At 37.8% G+C, this 17,415-nt stretch carries 14 protein-coding genes and 1 tRNA gene; 2 read left to right on the plus strand and 13 right to left on the minus strand.

Annotated elements, in window-relative coordinates; all coding sequences use genetic code 11:
* Positions 1-78: 78 nt before the first annotated feature.
* The 4 genes from infB to I6E70_RS09980 all read right to left on the minus strand — a co-directional run bounded on the left by infB (position 79) and on the right by I6E70_RS09980 (position 5,117).
* On the minus strand, positions 79-2,739 hold the full coding sequence (gene infB, locus I6E70_RS09965) for a translation initiation factor IF-2 (protein WP_007585504.1): 2,661 nt from the start codon (positions 2,737-2,739) through the stop codon (positions 79-81).
* Between the two features lie 25 nt (positions 2,740-2,764).
* Positions 2,765-4,264, minus strand: coding sequence for a transcription termination factor NusA (gene nusA, locus I6E70_RS09970; RefSeq protein WP_007585502.1), 1,500 nt, complete (start codon positions 4,262-4,264; stop codon positions 2,765-2,767).
* A 39-nt stretch (positions 4,265-4,303) separates the two neighbouring features.
* Positions 4,304-4,759, minus strand: coding sequence for a ribosome maturation factor RimP (gene rimP, locus I6E70_RS09975; protein ID WP_002958482.1), 456 nt, complete (start codon positions 4,757-4,759; stop codon positions 4,304-4,306).
* 281 nt (positions 4,760-5,040) lie between these two features.
* A tRNA-Met gene (locus tag I6E70_RS09980) sits at positions 5,041-5,117 on the minus strand.
* 430 nt (positions 5,118-5,547) lie between these two features.
* Between I6E70_RS09980 and I6E70_RS09985 the strand changes: the two genes are divergently transcribed.
* Both I6E70_RS09985 and I6E70_RS09990 read left to right on the plus strand, forming a co-directional pair.
* Positions 5,548-6,009 (plus strand): globin domain-containing protein, encoded by a 462-nt coding sequence (locus I6E70_RS09985; protein ID WP_007585499.1) that lies wholly within the window; start codon positions 5,548-5,550, stop codon positions 6,007-6,009.
* A 191-nt stretch (positions 6,010-6,200) separates the two neighbouring features.
* Positions 6,201-7,757, plus strand: coding sequence for a cryptochrome/photolyase family protein (locus tag I6E70_RS09990; protein ID WP_197188626.1), 1,557 nt, complete (start codon positions 6,201-6,203; stop codon positions 7,755-7,757).
* A gap of 60 nt (positions 7,758-7,817) precedes the next feature.
* Here the strand turns inward: I6E70_RS09990 and I6E70_RS09995 are convergent, their stop codons facing one another.
* The 9 genes from I6E70_RS09995 to I6E70_RS10035 all read right to left on the minus strand — a co-directional run bounded on the left by I6E70_RS09995 (position 7,818) and on the right by I6E70_RS10035 (position 17,377).
* On the minus strand, positions 7,818-8,264 hold the full coding sequence (locus I6E70_RS09995) for an Hsp20 family protein (RefSeq protein ID WP_007585496.1): 447 nt from the start codon (positions 8,262-8,264) through the stop codon (positions 7,818-7,820).
* Positions 8,265-8,493: 229 nt separating this feature from the next.
* Positions 8,494-9,024: a peroxiredoxin-like family protein gene (locus I6E70_RS10000; protein ID WP_007585494.1), complete on the minus strand. Its 531-nt coding sequence runs from the start codon at positions 9,022-9,024 to the stop codon at positions 8,494-8,496.
* A gap of 112 nt (positions 9,025-9,136) precedes the next feature.
* The gene (locus I6E70_RS10005) at positions 9,137-10,534 is read right to left on the minus strand and encodes a sigma-54-dependent transcriptional regulator (RefSeq protein WP_007585492.1); all 1,398 of its coding nucleotides are present in this window, start codon (positions 10,532-10,534) and stop codon (positions 9,137-9,139) included.
* 9 nt (positions 10,535-10,543) lie between these two features.
* The gene (locus I6E70_RS10010) at positions 10,544-10,918 is read right to left on the minus strand and encodes an Hpt domain-containing protein (protein WP_101216632.1); all 375 of its coding nucleotides are present in this window, start codon (positions 10,916-10,918) and stop codon (positions 10,544-10,546) included.
* A gap of 108 nt (positions 10,919-11,026) precedes the next feature.
* The gene (locus tag I6E70_RS10015; RefSeq protein ID WP_139016253.1) at positions 11,027-11,839 is read right to left on the minus strand and encodes a putative bifunctional diguanylate cyclase/phosphodiesterase; all 813 of its coding nucleotides are present in this window, start codon (positions 11,837-11,839) and stop codon (positions 11,027-11,029) included.
* A 439-nt stretch (positions 11,840-12,278) separates the two neighbouring features.
* Entirely contained in the window at positions 12,279-12,569 is a 291-nt protein-coding gene (locus I6E70_RS10020) for a hypothetical protein (protein ID WP_007585474.1), read from the minus strand.
* A gap of 336 nt (positions 12,570-12,905) precedes the next feature.
* The gene (locus I6E70_RS10025; RefSeq protein ID WP_197188627.1) at positions 12,906-15,716 is read right to left on the minus strand and encodes a PAS domain-containing hybrid sensor histidine kinase/response regulator; all 2,811 of its coding nucleotides are present in this window, start codon (positions 15,714-15,716) and stop codon (positions 12,906-12,908) included.
* Entirely contained in the window at positions 15,709-16,317 is a 609-nt protein-coding gene (locus tag I6E70_RS10030) for an isochorismatase family cysteine hydrolase (protein WP_165725682.1), read from the minus strand. The genes I6E70_RS10025 and I6E70_RS10030 overlap by 8 nt, the downstream gene beginning before the upstream one ends.
* 22 nt (positions 16,318-16,339) lie before the next feature.
* Complete coding sequence (locus I6E70_RS10035) at positions 16,340-17,377, minus strand: response regulator (protein ID WP_024593897.1); 1,038 nt, start codon at positions 17,375-17,377, stop codon at positions 16,340-16,342.
* Positions 17,378-17,415: the final 38 nt, after the last annotated feature.

Raw genomic sequence — 17,415 nt, forward strand, 5'->3', positions numbered from 1 at the left:
GCCCCCATTTAAAATCTTAGCGTAGGGTGTGTAGAACGTCCGGCGTTAACCTGAGCGTTCAATACTCCCTAGTAACAATTATAGAGTACGTTGTACTTCAACTGTTTCGAATACTTCGATTTGGTCACCAACACGTACGTCATTGTAGTTCTTAACGCCGATACCACATTCCATGCCGTTACGAACATCAGCAACATCGTCTTTAAAGCGACGAAGTGACTCAAGTTCACCTTCATAGATAACAACGTTTTCACGTAGTACACGGATTGGAGCGCTACGTTTAATAACACCTTCAGTAACCATACAACCAGCGATTGCGCCAATTTTTGGAGACTTGAATACGTCACGAACTTGAGCAAGACCAATGATTTCTTGTTTAAACTCTGGCGCTAGCATACCTGACATTGCTTGTTTAACTTCGTCAATCAAGCTGTAGATTACGCTGTAGTAACGTAGGTCTAAGTTTTCAGTCTCGATAACTTTACGAGCTGAAGCATCAGCACGAACGTTAAAGCCAACTACAATTGCGTTAGACGCTGCAGCGAGTGTTGCATCAGTTTCGGTAATACCACCAACACCTGAACCAACAATCTTCACTTTCACTTCATCAGTAGAAAGTTTAGTTAGTGAATCAGAGATTGCTTCGATAGAACCTTGAACGTCTGCTTTAAGTACCACGTTAACTTCAGAAACATCGCCTTCAGTCATGTTAGTAAACATGTTTTCAAGCTTAGCTTTTTGCTGACGTGCTAGTTTAACATCGCGGAACTTACCTTGACGGTATAAAGCAACTTCACGCGCTTTACGCTCATCTTTAACTACAGTCGCTTCGTCGCCTGCAGCAGGAATACCAGAAAGACCTAAAATCTCAACTGGGATAGATGGACCAGCTGACTTAATGTCTTTACCGTTTTCATCGCGCATTGCACGAACACGGCCATACTCAAGACCACATAATACAATGTCACCTTGGTTAAGCGTACCAGATTGAACAAGTACTGATGCTACTGGACCACGGCCTTTATCAAGGCGAGATTCAATAACAACACCAGCCGCCATACCTTCAGTAGGTGCAGAAAGCTCTAAAAGTTCAGATTGGTTCAATACTGCTTCAAGAAGGTCGTCAATACCTAAGCCAGTTTTAGCTGAGATATGAACGTACTGCGTATCGCCGCCCCATTCTTCTGGAATAACGTCTAGTACAGCAAGTTCGTTTTTAACACGATCTGGATCTGCGCCTTCTTTATCCATTTTGTTTACTGCGATGATTAAAGGAACGCCAGCTGCACGAGCATGCTGTACCGCTTCTTTAGTTTGTGGCATAACGCCATCATCTGCTGCAACTACTAGGATTACGATATCAGTCGCTTTAGCACCACGAGCACGCATTGAAGTAAATGCAGCATGTCCTGGTGTATCTAAGAAGGTGATCATGTGACCGTTTACATCAACATGGTATGCACCAATATGCTGTGTAATACCACCGGCTTCGCCAGAAGCAACCTTCGCAGAACGAATGTAATCAAGAGTTGATGTTTTACCATGGTCAACGTGACCCATTACAGTTACTACTGGAGCACGTGGCTCTGACTTACCATCTTCGTGGCGGTCATTAAGTACTGTTTGCTCTAATTCGTTTTCTTTAACAATGATAACCTTGTGACCCATTTCTTCTGCAACTAATTGTGCAGCTTCTTGGTCAATCACTTGGTTAATAGTAACCATGTCACCCATTTTCATCATTGTTTTAACAACTTCAGCGCCTTTAACGGCCATGCGTGATGCAAGCTCAGCTACTGTAATTGTTTCGCTAATACGCACTTCATTTTTAACATCAACAGTTGGTTTTTGGAAACCATGTTGTAATGATGCAGGTGCTTTTAACTTAGACTTGTTACGGCCTCTTGACGCTGCAAATTTATCTTTTGCTGGCGCTTTTTTCTTTTTCTTAGCACGGCGTGTACCTTGCTCATCACGAGCATCGGCAACATCTTCTGCTTCACGTGCATAAGTAGAAGTCGTAAGATGGTGATCCGCTGTTTCTTCGCGTTTCTTACGTTCTTCTTCTTCTTTCTTCCAGCGTGCCGAGTTTTCTTCAGCTAGCTTTCTTGCTTCTTCTGCTTGACGTTTCGCTTCTTCTTCAGCTTTCTTCAATGCGGCCTCTTCTGCTTCTTTTTGCAGACGCTCAGCTTCTATGCGATCTTTCTCAGACTTAGCACTTTGCTCTGGGGTCATCTGCTTTTGTTTCGCTTTACGCTCTGCATCAGCTTTGCGTTTAGCTTCTTCTTTGGCTTTACGGTCGGCTTCTTCTTTCGCTTTGCGTTCTGCCTCTTGTTTCGCTTTTAATTCTGCGGCTTCTTGGTCAGCTTTTTGCTGCTCTTCAAGACGCACTTTTTCTTCAGCAGCTAAGCGAGCTTGCTCTTGCTCTTGTTCCATTGCGCTTTTCTTCACGTAAGTACGTGTTTTGCGAACTTCAACTTGAACATCTTTTGCTTTACCAGTAGAGCCCGTAACACTTAAAGTGCTTTTGCTCTTACGTTGTAAAGTCATACGCGCTGGGCCATCTGAACCTGTACCGCCATGATGCTTGCTTAAATGATCAAGTAACGTTGCTTTTTCAGCTTCTGTTACGTTATCAGTTGCTTGCTTAGTGATACCTGCTTGTGAAAACTGCTGTAGCAATTTATCAACAGTCGTACCTATATCGCCGGCTAGTTTTTCAACATTTACTTCTGCCATAGTGTGTAATACCTCCGTTAATAAATTACTCGTCTGCAAACCAACAAATGTTTCGTGCAGCCATAATCAGTTCACCCGCTTTTTCAGATGAAAGTTCTGTGATATCAACTAATTCGTCAATACCTTGCTCTGCCAAGTCTTCAAGTGTAACAACACCCTTGCTTGCCATAACAAATGCTAAGTGACGCTCTAAACCTTCAAGCGCAAGTAAGTCTTCAGCTGGCTCTGCGCCATCTAAGCTTTCTTCCGTTTTAAGTGCTTTAGTTGTCAATGCATCTTTTGCGCGTGAGCGCAGTAAATCTACAGTCTCTTCATCAAGACCATCAATTTCTAAAAATTCAGACGCTGGTACATACGCCACTTCTTCAAGTGTCGAGAAACCTTCGTTGATAAGTAATGATGCAAACTCATCATCAATTTCTAAATTTTCAGTGAATAAGTTAAGTAACTTATCAGATTCAGCTTCATTTTTAGTACGCATGTCTTCAACAGTCATTACGTTTAGTTCCCAGCCAGTTAACTGACTTGCTAAACGAACGTTTTGACCATTACGACCAATTGCTTGCGCTAGGTTATCTGCTTCTACAGCGATATCCATTGAGTGAGTGTCTTCATCCATTACGATTGAAGCAACTTCTGCTGGCGCCATTGCATTGATAACAAATTGTGCCGGGTTGTCATCGTAAAGTACGATATCAACACGCTCACCGCCAAGTTCTGACGATACAGCCTGAACTCGTGCCCCACGCATACCAACACATGCACCAATTGGGTCTATGCGTTTGTCGTTAGATTTAACAGCAATTTTAGCGCGTGAACCTGGATCACGTGCTGCTGCACGTAATTCAATCATCTCTTCGCCAATTTCTGGCACCTCAATGCGGAATAATTCCATTAGCATTTCAGGTTTAGAGCGCGTTACAAATAATTGTGCACCGCGTGCTTCAGGCTTAACTTCATATAAAAGACCACGGATACGGTCACCCGGGCGGAAGTTTTCACGTGGTAACATGTCATCACGGTAAATTACCGCTTCTGCGTTGTTACCTAAATCAAGCACGATTGCATCGCGAGTTGCTTTTTTAACAACACCCGTTACCAGCTCGCCTTCTTGATCTTTGTATGCTTCAACAACTAAAGCGCGCTCAGCTTCACGTACTTTTTGTACGATAACTTGCTTAGCCATTTGTGTTGTAATACGGTCAAATTTGATTGAGTCGATTTGCTCTTCAACATAATCACCCATTTGCAAATCAGGTTCTTCAACCTGTGCTGCTTCTAGAGTGATTTCGCTGTATGGGTTCTCTAAAGAACCATCTTCTAATACAGCGGCAATCTGCCAACGACGGAACGTATCGTAATCACCGGTTTTACGGTCAATTGCTACGCGTACTTCAATTTCGCCATCGTGTTTTTTCTTTGTAGCTGTCGCTAAAGCGAACTCTAGAGCTTCAAAAATCTTTTCTTTTGGAACCGCTTTCTCATTGGAAACGGCTTCAGCAACCAATAATATCTCTTTTGCCATGGGTAATGCCTCGCTTGCCCTATTCCTTCGCACTCGAATTTAAAACTTCGCGATTAAATTCGCACGTTCGATGTTACTAAGCATGATCAGATGCTCTGCACCATCGCTAGATAGTGTGATCATATCGCTGCTAACTGCTACTAAGTCGCCTTTAAAATTACGACGACCATCCTGTGGAAGTTTAGTACGCACGCGTACTTCCTCTCCTTGCGCCTGCTCGTAGTGATCTTGTTTGAATAATAGACGATCAACACCAGGAGACGATACTTCCAAATCATATTCATTTGTAATTGGGTCTTCGACGTCTAAAATCGCACTAATTTGGCGACTTGCATCCGCACAGTTATCAACTGAGATCCCATCCTCATGAGCAATATATACTCTTAAGGTAGAATGGCGACCCGCTTGCACAAATTCAAGACCATGCAATTCAAAGCCTAACATTTCTACCGCAGGCGTTAACATGGTTACTAAATCTTGTTCAAGTTTTGTCACGAAAATCCTCCATACAAACAAAAAAAGGGCTTATAGCCCTAAAATACTGAGTTTAAGTTTTAATTTGATGACAATTGCCACAAATCGCAAGGTGCAGATACAACAACGCCCCGAACCAAGCGGGGCGTCACACCAATAAAGCATAAAACTGTGTGGCCTAGGGCCAAGCTTGGTTGCGAGTCAGTAAACTGACCTAATTAAACTACATAGTCTAAAACGCAAAACGCGCATTACTTAGAATGCGCGATATAAATTAGTAAGGTAATACCTACTAGTAGAATTGGTTGCGGGAGCCGGATTTGAACCGACGACCTTCGGGTTATGAGCCCGACGAGCTACCAGACTGCTCCATCCCGCGCCAATAGATATCAAACTTTAAATTTAATATCGCTGTTAGCTGTTTTACAACATGCTAAACAATGGCCGCTATTATAAGGATGTACGGGATGATTAGCAACTATAATACGCAATTAGTTTGTAAAATTTCCAATTCGTCAAGATGCTAATTTAATGTATATATAAGTAACATAAGTAATCAATCAATTTTATAAAATGCTGTCTCTAAATTATTAAATATTACAGCTTATTATTTTTGAGTGAAAATCAAACAAACTAAATTTGAGCTACCTTAGTACCTTCTAGATGCTTACAATTTACTAGAAAATAAATTGATATAACTAAAACCCATACTTTAACACTAAAAAAACGTGCAGAATTTTATCTGCCCGCTATAATCAATTTTATGCCACTTAATAATAATAGTTATTACTCACTGCAGCGAGATAAAAATGAACCAACAACAATCAGCATTGTTAAATAACTTAACAATTATTAAGCCAAATTTTCATGCATTCACGGCTCGATTTCACAGTAAATTGGCTGAATCTAGCATTGAAATGAATTACCCAACAGCCTTACAATTTAACGAAAAGAGTTTTACCCTTTTTTGTGTGTTAGAACGAATTGTTAAACATTTAGATAAGCCAGCATCGGTAGCTCCTTTTTTAGCACATCATTTAATGTACCTAAAAAAAAGCAGTGTTTCGCAAAGTGACATTGCACTATTATCTGATGCGTTTTACGAAACCCTTAAAGAGCACCTTGGTAAACACTTTACTCCTGAGAGCCAGCTCGCTTGGAAAAAAGCCCTTAAATATTTTGAAAACTTTGCCAGCAATATTCTATTTAATGTATCTAATGTGGTTTCGTTACAACAAAAAATGCAGCAAAAGCAAAGTAATAAAATTTAAATATAAAATTTTAGGGGTGGCAATTTAACTTACTTAACCTCCCCATTAATTAAACTCATTTGCACACCATGATCCAACACGCCTTTATTGCCTTGATAATCGGTTAAGCCTTTTTGCTCTATTCACTCGTAGTTAAATAGTAAAACGATCCTTTAATTAAATACGTCCGTATAAAAAAATTTGGCTTTACTATGACCCATCACAAAACACTCAGACTAATACTAGGCGATCAGCTAAACCCATCTCATTCATGGTACAAGCAAAAAGACGACGACACGCTTTACCTCATCGCAGAACTAAAACAAGAAACTGACTACGTTAAACATCACATTCAAAAACTGTGTGCTTTTTTTAATGCTATGGAAAACTTTGCAACTGCATTAAACACGGCAGGTTTTAATGTTTTACATTTAACACTTGATGATACCGATGACGACAAGGACTTGATTGAATTACTCAAGCGAGTTGCCGATAAATACCAATGCGACTCTATTGAATATCAATACCCTGACGAGTTTAGGCTAAAATCTCAATTAGCTAAGTTTAAAAGTGATAGCTCATTAAATGTAATTGCTACAGATACTGAACACTTTTTATTACCGTTCACCGATATAAAAACACGCTTTACAAAAAACAAGCATGTAACAATGGAGCACTTTTATCGTGCTATGCGTAAGCAATTTAATATATTAATTGATGATGCAAAGCCAACTGGTGGCAAATGGAATTTTGATAGTAATAATCGTAATAAATTTTCCAAAAAAGACTTAGCCGACATCCCAGAGCCTAAGTTATTCAATACTGATGTTAGCAGTATTATTTCTCGTTTAAATAAACACAACGTCGCTTATTTGGGTGAAATAAATGAACATTCACTGGAGTGGCCAACAACGCGTAAACAAGCGATTGAATCTCTTGAATACTTTTGTGAGCACTTACTTAGTCGCTTTGGTCACTTTCAAGATGCGATGACAGATCAAAGTAAAAATAATACTAGCCTGTACCATAGCCGTTTATCGTTTGCCCTAAACGCAAAAATACTCCACCCGTTATATGTAATCAAACGTGTAATAAGCGAATACGAACAAAGACCCAATGAAATATCCCTCTCGCAAGTAGAGGGCTTTACCAGGCAAATATTAGGCTGGAGAGAGTATGTACGTGCCATTTATTGGGTTAACATGCCCGACTACGCAGTTAAAAATCAATTACAAGCCAAAAATAAACTGCCATCTTATTTTTGGAACAGCTCTACAAAAATGAATTGTCTAAGCCACTCACTCAAGCAAAGCCTTGAAACCGCTTATGCTCATCATATTCAGCGCCTAATGGTTATTGGGAACTTTTGCATGCTCACAGGAATAAACCCTGATGACGTAGACAACTGGTACTTAGGCGTTTATATAGATGCCATAGAATGGGTAGAAATGCCCAACACCCGAGGCATGAGTCAGTTTGCCGATGATGGAATAATTGCAACAAAGCCTTATGCTGCAAGCGGTAACTACATTAATAAAATGAGCGATTACTGCAAAAGCTGTCAGTACGATGTTAAACAAAAAGTAGGAGATAAAGCCTGCCCGCTAAATAGCTTGTATTGGCATTTCATGAATAGACACAGAGACAGGCTAGAAAAGAACCCACGTATTGGTATGGTATATAAAAACTGGGATAAACAAGATGAAACACTTCAAGAACAAACGCTGCAACAAGCAACCTACTACCTTAATAATTTAGAAGCGCTTTAAGTAAAAAAACCGCCTCAAATGAGGCGGCTAAATAATCAGGGGAATATGTACTTTAGAAGACTATTTACCTTCTATTAGATTGCTATTACCAATTTCTATTTTACGTGGTTTAAGTGCTTCAGGAATTTCACGCTGTAACTCTATGCTCAATAAGCCGTTAGCTAAATCGGCACCAAGTACTTTTACATGGTCTCCAAGCTGAAACTTACGTTCAAAGTTACGCTCTGCTATACCTTGATGAATAAACTTACGTTCATTATTTTCATCTTTATTAGCTTTAATACCTGCAACTTTTAATGTGTTGTTTTCTGACTCAATGGTTAATTCACTATCACTAAAACCAGCAACGGCCATAGTGATTCTGTATTTGTCTTTATCGAGTGCTTCTATATTGTAAGGAGGAAAACTAGGCTGCTTGTCTGTATTAGCTGCCGCATCCATAAGTGATGCTAAATGTTCGAAGCCGATAAATGAACGATAAAGTGGTGATAAGTCTACTGTACGCATAATAATATCCTCATATTTAAGCGATATTTTGCATGTGCTTTTCTATTGAACAAGCTCAAGCAAAGTTTAATTAATAATATAAATTTCAATTGTTTAAGTTTAATTTAGGACCCATCAGGCGTCCTACTTAACTATATATGGACGGTAAAATTGTTTTCAAGTAAATTTATTAAAAATAAATAAAAAAGGCACTGAAGAGTGCCTTTTTTGAAACCATGTAAAATGAATACTATTTAATAAATGTGCCCCGGATTGGATAGTCGTTTTCTCTTGAAAACTTAATCCCACCTAGCAGTTGCTCTAAATCAGGACGAACAAACGGGCTGTTTGATATATCGACCATTTGAAGCTGATTTTTTTCATTAAGCACATAAATTCCTGGTTCAGCAAATGGATGATCAGTTTCTGCACCACTGCGAGGCTCGCTAATATGTAGCCCTAAATCAGTCATTTGTTCGATTGTTAAACCATAGTAAATTGGGAAGTTAATATCTATTTTTTCAAGATGTTTATTAAGCTGCTCATGGCTATCACCACTTACTGCAACCACTTCAACTCCAGCCTCTTTAAAGTCTTTATGAACTTTAGCAAGCTCGTTGAGTTGCGCAGTACATTTAGGGCAGTGCTGGCCTCGATAAACAACAATCATTTTCCACGGAGAGTCACTTATTCTGTCAACTAAATCTACCTTTTTCTCATCAACATCACTCACTACTAGTGATGGCATAATATCCGCAGGTTTTAAACTAGTGTTACTCATTGCGATCTCCTTTTACTATTTCAGATTAAAAATTAATTTTGCTCTTACACATAGAGTTTAGGGTAACTTTTATTAATTCAACCTAAAATTGCAATTAAAATCTATTAAAGCTTTAAGACCATCCCTTTATTTTTCTATAAATGGTAGATGCACTTACCCCTAAATAAGCAGCAGCAAGAGGAATGTTGTCTTCGCAGCTTTTGATTGCGTTTTCAATAGCCCTTTTTTCAACTTGCCATAATGGTTCTATATCGTGAACCGACATAGGAGATAATTGAACACTCTGATCGTTTGTATTGTGAATTGACTTAGTTGAGCTTGAGTGTTTTACAGCGCCTAGACCAAATGAATTTGGTAGCATATCTCTTTCTATTACATCGCCATCATTAATAACGACTGTATTTTCAATTACATTTTGCAGTTCGCGTATATTTCCTGGCCAATCGTAATTACAAAAAAGCGCCTTAACTTCATCAGAAAAGCCAATAAAATGTTTAGCGTTGCTATCGCTTTTTTGTTTTAAAATATACTCAGCGAGCAGCAAAATATCGTTTCCGCGCTCCCTTAAAGGCGGGAGCTTTACGGGGATAACATTTAAACGATAATATAAATCTTCTCTAAAGCGCCCCTCTGCTACCTCTATTATTGGATTTCTGTTGGTTGCACATACCAAGCGGACATCGCTGTGTAATACTTCGCTGCTACCAACCTTGCTAAATATGCCAGTTTGTAAAAAGCGCAATAACTTAGCTTGTAAGTTAAGCTCCATTTCACATAGTTCATCTAGAAATAACGTACCGCCGTTGGCCACTTCAACTGCGCCTTTACGATCGCTTAAAGCGCCACTAAATGCCCCTTTAACATGCCCAAAAAATTCTGATTCAAATAACTCAGCAGGAATCGCAGCACAGTTTATAGCAATAAAAGGGCCTTGGCTGCGAGGGCTCGAATCATGAAGGGTTTGTGCGCATACTTCTTTACCGGTTCCACTTTCACCTGTAATAAATACGCATGCTTTGCTTCTAGCTGCGCTATCTAGCAATCTAAAAACGGTTTTCATTGCGAGAGATTCACCAACAAAATCTTGGCTTTTATCACTGCTTTGAACCAAAGGTTGTACTTTAGCTTGCTCTTTGGGTGTTAACGCACTTTCTACTGAGCTAATAAGTCGCTGACTTGTGAAGGGTTTTTCTAAAAAATCGAAGCCACCTAAACGCATAGCTTCCACTGCAATATCAATAGAACTATTTGAGGTGATCATGACTACATTAGCAGGATTTTTTTGTTTATTTACAAATTGTAAAACTTCAAGCCCACTTATATCAGGCAAGCATACATCTTGTACTATCACCGCAGGCATTTTTTCTTTAATACCGACCAAAGCAGAATATCCATCTGCGAAATGCTTACATTCAAAACCTACTTGCTCTAGCTGACTGGCGTACAAAGCACCACTTGCGATGCTATCTTCAACAATATAAACAAGGCCTTTACCCATTATATCTGACACGGCTTTCTCCTAGATAGCTATACTCTTACTCATTATTTGATATGCATCTCGGGTTTTATCCAAGTTATGCTTAATAACAAGCGCTGCGTGCAAATTTTCTTCTGTGGTTGGTGGTGGTGAATCGTGTAACTGTGTTGCCAATGCAGCTAAAGGAGCGGCTCCATATAAGGCAGCCGAGTTTTTCAAAACATGCATTATTTCTCTAATTTTTATAATATCTGCATTATTAATTGCCGTATCTAATTGGTTAGCCATAGTAACTAATTCATCGATAAATAAGTTTACTAATCGAGCTAAAACGCTTATTCCAACATCCTTTTCAAGTTGAATTAAAACATTTAGCTCCGTAATACTTTTATCGATAAACTGCTCTGATATAGGCATAGATAACCTTTGTGTAAGTTAAAGCTTCGTACACTAATAAAATGTAAGAATTGTAGTTTAAGAGTAATTTGTTTTTTGCATTTTGCAAATCAAAATGAATATAAACAATTACAGAGCCCAGGTATCAATACTTTTTGTTAATGTTTGCGGCTTATCGAGCAAGTACCCCTGAGCAATATCACAACCAAGTTGTTCTAATATTTGTAATTGCTCATTCTCTTCAATGCCTTCTGCTACAGTTTGTAAGCCCAATCGTTGAGCCATCGCAATAATTGCGCTACATAACGTAAAGTCTTCGTTATTAGTTGCAATACCACTTACAAAACTGCGATCAATTTTTAAACCATCGATATCAAATTGACGAAGTAGACCTAAAGACGCGTACCCAGTGCCAAAATCATCAATCCACACCTTTACGCCTTCTTTATGGAAGTTTTCAAACGCCTTAGCTATTTTATCAGGACTATGAATGAGCGCTGTTTCCGTTAATTCAACTTTAATGGCTTGTGGTGGTATTTGGTGCTTTTCTAGCAAAGCCATTACTTTTGAAAACACATCACCATCTAAAATTTGTACCGGTGAAATATTTAAAGAAACAGCAATATCTGTCATACCAAAATGTCGCATCTGTTTTAAATCAGACAAACATTGCTCAAAAATCCAGTCACCTAATTCTAAAATCATTCCCGATTGCTCTACATGAGGGATAAACTCATCAGGGCCTACAATACCAAAGCGGGGTGATTGGCACCTTACTAGCGATTCAAAGCCGACCAACTTTCCCGTTCCTAATGATACAAGCGGTTGATAAACCATTTTAAAATAATTATTTTGCATTGCATCCGACATGATTCTCTCTAACTCATGCCATCTTGCGAGATTGACTGGGCTTTCTGCTTCTAGGTACTTAAATGCATTCATGTTTTGCTCCGATTTTCACTCTTAGTGACTTATGTAATCAAGAGCAAGTTACAGACCATTTAGAAAGTGAATAAAACAAAAATAAAAACAGCAAATTCAAAAGGTTAAGTTTAGTTATTTGAGTATTTAAATTTTTCTATTTTATTTGCATTTTGCAATTCAATTTGCAATTCAATTTGCAATGCACCTAAATTAATAAATAAGAGCTTACTCAAGCCCAAACAGCACAGAGAAACCAGTTAGTAATTGTTGGCTAAAAGTAAGGATTAGTAATTGAAGATGAGTATAAAGAAAGGCTGGATAAAACTAATTTAGTTACGCACAGCTTGAATTAAAAAGCGTACACGTAATTTTAAAGCTAGGGAGAAAAAGTTAAAACGGTGATAGGAAACATAAAAAAAACGCAGGCAACAATAAATAGTTACCTGCGCAAAAGTCTCTAGTTTGAAAGAGTGTCGTTATTTTCGTTTTTAGGGGCTGTTACATGTTGTGCATAGTTAGTATTTTGCGAGTCAAAAGTATTACTCATCGACTGTGCATTTTCAACATCAGCTTGTGTAAAAGTAATCGGCTGTATGTCCGTTAACGGCTCTACAGAATCGCTACCGCGCAGAACTGTAATACCTATTACTAAGGTAGCTACAAGCAAAATAGACAAAACCATGATTTCAGGTGTAAGTACCCAATTATTACTTTTAGGTTGTTGTTTGGCTTTTGTATTTGTTTGCATATTGCACCTCTTAAAAATTTAACTAAATTGTCTTGATTTGATATTTAATATGTTGCGAAAGCCGTGCCAACTAAACAAAAACAAACGAAAGATAAAATAAACAACAAAATCAAAGTATTAAAAAAATTAAAAATGTAATTTAGAATCCAAAAATAATTCGTAACGTTGTATTTTTATTTTGAATTGCAATTTGCGAATCAAATTGAAAAACTATAATAAAAACACTCATTAAATACTAAAAAATAAATTTAACTTACTCCTAAAATACTAGGTTAATTTCTTCGTTTATCAAGTTTTATGCAACACAAACCCACTTTTTATATTGCCCTTCATTGCTCAGCTCAGCTTTTCCCACACTTGCGCTAAACGAGTAAGCTTTAAATGTTTAGATTCAATAGCCTGCTTTGGTGCATATTTATCAAGCAATAAATAAAGTGTTTCACTTACAATTGGTTTAGCTAAGTAATCATTCATCCCCGCTTCTATAAATCGCTCTTTATCACCATGAATTGCATTTGCTGTGAGCGCTATTATAGGGGTGGCTATACCTAACTTTCTGATTGCTTTGGTTGCAGAGATCCCATCTAGTATTGGCATTTGGATATCCATAAAAATAATATCAATTTTATTGTTTTTAGCCTTCGTTATTGCCTCTTGCCCATCGCTAGCAATATATACCCGACAACCTTTTTGCTCTAAAAACTGTCTTATTACTATTTGATTATTAGTATTATCTTCAGCAACCAATACATTGGTCCCATTCAACTGAGTTAACCCTGAAGAGCTTTCTAAGGCTTCTTTTTGTTCACGATTAGTAAATATAATATCTAAATGAAATAACTGCTCTTCCAATAAACTAATTGCTCGCGGTACATGCGATACTTTAAAAGGGCCATTTAACCTAAGCTCTCTGTCGTTAAGATTTTGCGGTAATAAGCTTTCACCTAGTAAGTCTAAGATAAGTAAACACGGTGAATTAAGGGAGTTATATGTATTTATACACTCGCGTGTTTGGGTTAGCATTGGAGGATCAGTTAATACAATTGCATCAGGAAAACTATCATACTCAGGGATATCTGGGCATATTTCATAGTGCTCAAAAGCGATAGAAAACCGAGTGAGTGTGTGCTCCAACGCGGTTTTTAAAATTTGGTTATGTCCTACAATCCATACTCTTGGCTTTTTACTTCGTGCTGCAAACCCCTCTCGCAATATTGAGTCGGTTGTGTCTATTTTTAACGGGTAATTAACGATAAACTCACTCCCTTTATTGAGCTCAGAGTTAACCGAAATATCTCCCCCTACTACATCACAAATTTGCTTACATATCGCAAGGCCTAAGCCACTACCACCATGTTTTCGGGTAATTGAATTATCTGATTGAATAAAAGGCATAAACATACTTTCTATTTTATTTTTTGCGATTCCCATTCCAGTGTCTTTTACAGATATATAAAGGTTTAAATTATTACCTTCAATATGAGTGCACTTAACAGTAACCGTTATTACACCATGCTGAGTAAACTTAATCGCATTGGCTAATAAATTTATGACTATTTGCCTTATACGTACATGATCACCAATTACTTGAGCGGGGACATCAGGATAAAAATCAAAAACAACCTCAAGCCCTTTTTGCAAAGCACTTTGGGTAATAATATCTATTGCTTCTTCAATACACGTATCAATACTAAATGGCTGATTATCGAGTGTTATAGCTTGTGCTTCAAAACGCGAATACGTTAATACATCGTCCAATACACTCAGTAATGCATCAGAGCTTGTTTTAATCATTTGTGTGTAACGCATTTGCTCAGAAGTTAAACCGGTATGATGCAAAATATCTGCAGAGCCAATAACGGCATTTAATGGCGTGCGAATTTCATGGCTAATATTTGCCATAAATCGGCTTTTAGACTCAGCTAATGTTTCTGCCTGATGTTTAGCTTCAAGCAATATTTGCTCGCTTTCAATACGTTCTTGTATATCAACAAGTGTTGCGGCAATAGATAACAAATCGCTTTCGTAGCCACCCACAATGGGAGTAAGTGTCATTTCAACCCAATTATTTATGCCTTGTGCATTAATCAAACGTATGTCAAAGCGACGTATATCACGCTTACCTTGTTTATAATCAAGCAAAGTGCTACAAATTTTTTCTACATCTTCTTTTGCTATAAACTTAATTATAGGTAAGCCAAGGCTCTCATCTACATTGCTGTGTAAGACGCGTTGCCATGCTTGATTTATAAATAATAAATTGCCAAATGTATCAAGGCGTAGAACAATATCAGGAATATTATCTACGACAGAGTGGTAGTTATATTCTATCTCTGCCATTGCTTGTTCAGCTTTAACTCGCTGCGTAATATTAGTTTCTATAGCGATAAAATGCTTTACTTTACCTTCATCATCTCGCACTGGATTTGCATCAATAGCAACCCAATAAACGTTACCATTTTTATCGTAATTTGTGGTTTCAACTTGAAAAGGAAGCCCATTTTTTACAGCGTGAGACATAACCTTACGACTTTTTTCACATGTTTTTGGCCCTTGTAGCAATTGACCTGGGCTAGTGCCTATAACCTCATCACAGGTGTAGCCTGTAAGCACTTCAAAACTATTGTTAACCCACTCAATCACACCAAACTTATCTGTAATAATCACTAAGTTATTTGTATGGCTCGCAACAAGCGATAAGCGTTTAACATATTTTTGCTGTTGCGTTAGCAAAAATTGAGAATCTTTATGACGTTGAATGTCATAGAACGAGCCTATAAAGCCGCTTTTTTCATCATAAACTAACCTTAACTCAAACCAGTTCATGAGCCCGATATTGCTTTTAATTTGTATTTCTACACTGGGTGCCTGCTTTCCTTCTAGCAAACAACAGCTGTATGCGACAAAATGCATAATATCATCGCAATTCATTAACTTAGTAATATTGGAGCCAATTAATGAATCGGTTGAGTAACCTAACTTCTTTTCCCAAGCTTCATTAATATAAGTAAAATTCAAATGTTTATCACACTCAAAAATACACTCATCTAAAATAGCTAATAGCTTTGCTTGACGTCGATTACTATTGGAAAGTTTTTCAACTAGTGCATATTGGATTTGAACTTGTAGCTCATCATTATTATTCATGATCTCTCCAATACTTTATAAAAGTATTACTCTGACAAACTCGTACATAAAGAAGGGAAACCTTTTCACGGTAGAATGCTTGTTCAAAAGGAGTGCGTCTCGGTGTGCAGTCACTTAAAATAGTGGCATTAGAACCAAGTGCAACAGCAGTGCGCACAGTTGAATCAATACAGATAGAAGACACAGTACCCGCTAAAATTATATTAGTGGTCCCATGTTTTTTGATGTTTTCGGCTAAACCTATATGTGTAAAAGCATTTAAACTTCTTTTCCCAAATACCACCTCTATAATATTACTAAAAAGGTCTATCTGCTTAATGGTTTGAACACCGTACGAACCCGCTTTAAATGCCCCCACCGCAATGACTTTTAATATACCAATCGGATTTTTAAGCTCGCTATAGTTTTGCGTAAAGTGAATGGGTGTATTAATAACTAAAGCAAATTGCTCTGCGCAGAAGGTCAATAAATAGAGTGTATTTTTCCCCACGCCAGTAATTCTTGATGACTCTTCAACCCCGTCATACAAAATGCCTTTTGGCAAAAAGTAATTGTTTTGAAAACCAATTAAAATAGGTGCTGTCTTAGAGAAATCATCCATAACTCTCTCCTTATTAATCAATTTAAGAGGCTAACTGCCAAGGTTTAATAAATTTCTCAAGTACCGCTTTTGTCACTGGCTTCTGTAAATAGTGAGTAATTCCTTTATCAAACAACTCAGCTATTTGCTCATCGCCTGTTAACCCCGTTAAAATAACTTTAGGAGTATTGTTATTAGGTGTATTTTGCCTAACTAATTGCTGCGCCACATCGCTACCAAACATTCCTGGCATACGCTCATCTAAAAGTAGCAAGTCAAATGGTTCATTTTGAGCAAGTGTTAATGCACTGGCACCATTTTCTGCACACGTTACTAAGCAGCCCAGCATTTCAAGCATTACTTTTGTAGCAATTTGGCTCGGTAAGCTGTCGTCTGCTACTAATACCGATAAACGTGTTTGTGTGTGAAATGTTGTTAAAATAGTAATTAAGTCGGTATCAAAAAATGGCCAGCCTAATATTTTTTTAGATAGTTTATGAGCTTGGCTCAGCTCGTAAATGTCGTTAATAGAGCACAACTTTATGTGTGTATTTAAGCTGTCACTATTTAATTTATCAATTAATGCGTTACCACTAAGATGGCGTAAATCCTCTAGCTGTGCAGACTCTCTAAGCGTGCTATTAAATAATTTAAAATTTAAACCAAAACGATCGTGAGTATTAGCTGACATTTTTAAACAGCTTTTGAGTAACGCTTCGCAATCAGTTAAAACGTCTACATTTTGTCTAACATCAAGCGCTAAACTAACAGACTCTTTAGTTGCTAAGAGCCCGTGAAAATCCAACGTGTTTACTTGTTCAGAATCATCAATCTGATAGTGAATACTAACTCCCTGAATATTTGCTTCGAGCGTCAATAAAAAGCACTGTTTTACTGCTGCTAGCGCCGGAGTAAGAAACGCCTCGCATTGTGCAATCATTTGCTCTGGCGGAATTTGCAAACAGACGTAGTTACATTGCAACTTGTTGATTAAGGTAATAGAGAATTTTTGACTTTGGGTTTCACAATATTTACCTATTACCCCTTGGATAATTTCTAAAACGTGACTATTAATATTCATAAAGTATTCTCGTTAACCCAATGTATAGCTCTACATCA

The sequence above is a fragment of the Pseudoalteromonas sp. NGC95 genome, assembly GCF_015864705.1.
Classification (GTDB): domain Bacteria; phylum Pseudomonadota; class Gammaproteobacteria; order Enterobacterales; family Alteromonadaceae; genus Pseudoalteromonas; species Pseudoalteromonas arctica.

Excerpts from the sequence above, each read along its gene's own strand:
- I6E70_RS10015 (WP_139016253.1), bottom strand. The coding sequence starts at position 11,839 with ATGAATGCATTTAAGTACCTAGAAGCAGAAAGCCCAGTCAATCTCGCA.
- I6E70_RS09990 (WP_197188626.1), top strand. The coding sequence starts at position 6,201 with ATGACCCATCACAAAACACTCAGACTAATACTAGGCGATCAGCTAAAC.
- infB (WP_007585504.1), bottom strand. The coding sequence starts at position 2,739 with ATGGCAGAAGTAAATGTTGAAAAACTAGCCGGCGATATAGGTACGACT.
- I6E70_RS10025 (WP_197188627.1), bottom strand. The coding sequence starts at position 15,716 with ATGAATAATAATGATGAGCTACAAGTTCAAATCCAATATGCACTAGTT.
- I6E70_RS10010 (WP_101216632.1), bottom strand. The coding sequence starts at position 10,918 with ATGCCTATATCAGAGCAGTTTATCGATAAAAGTATTACGGAGCTAAAT.
- I6E70_RS10035 (WP_024593897.1), bottom strand. The coding sequence starts at position 17,377 with ATGAATATTAATAGTCACGTTTTAGAAATTATCCAAGGGGTAATAGGT.
- I6E70_RS09985 (WP_007585499.1), top strand. The coding sequence starts at position 5,548 with ATGAACCAACAACAATCAGCATTGTTAAATAACTTAACAATTATTAAG.
- I6E70_RS09995 (WP_007585496.1), bottom strand. The coding sequence starts at position 8,264 with ATGCGTACAGTAGACTTATCACCACTTTATCGTTCATTTATCGGCTTC.
- I6E70_RS10000 (WP_007585494.1), bottom strand. The coding sequence starts at position 9,024 with ATGAGTAACACTAGTTTAAAACCTGCGGATATTATGCCATCACTAGTA.
- nusA (WP_007585502.1), bottom strand. The coding sequence starts at position 4,264 with ATGGCAAAAGAGATATTATTGGTTGCTGAAGCCGTTTCCAATGAGAAA.
- I6E70_RS10020 (WP_007585474.1), bottom strand. The coding sequence starts at position 12,569 with ATGCAAACAAATACAAAAGCCAAACAACAACCTAAAAGTAATAATTGG.
- I6E70_RS10030 (WP_165725682.1), bottom strand. The coding sequence starts at position 16,317 with ATGGATGATTTCTCTAAGACAGCACCTATTTTAATTGGTTTTCAAAAC.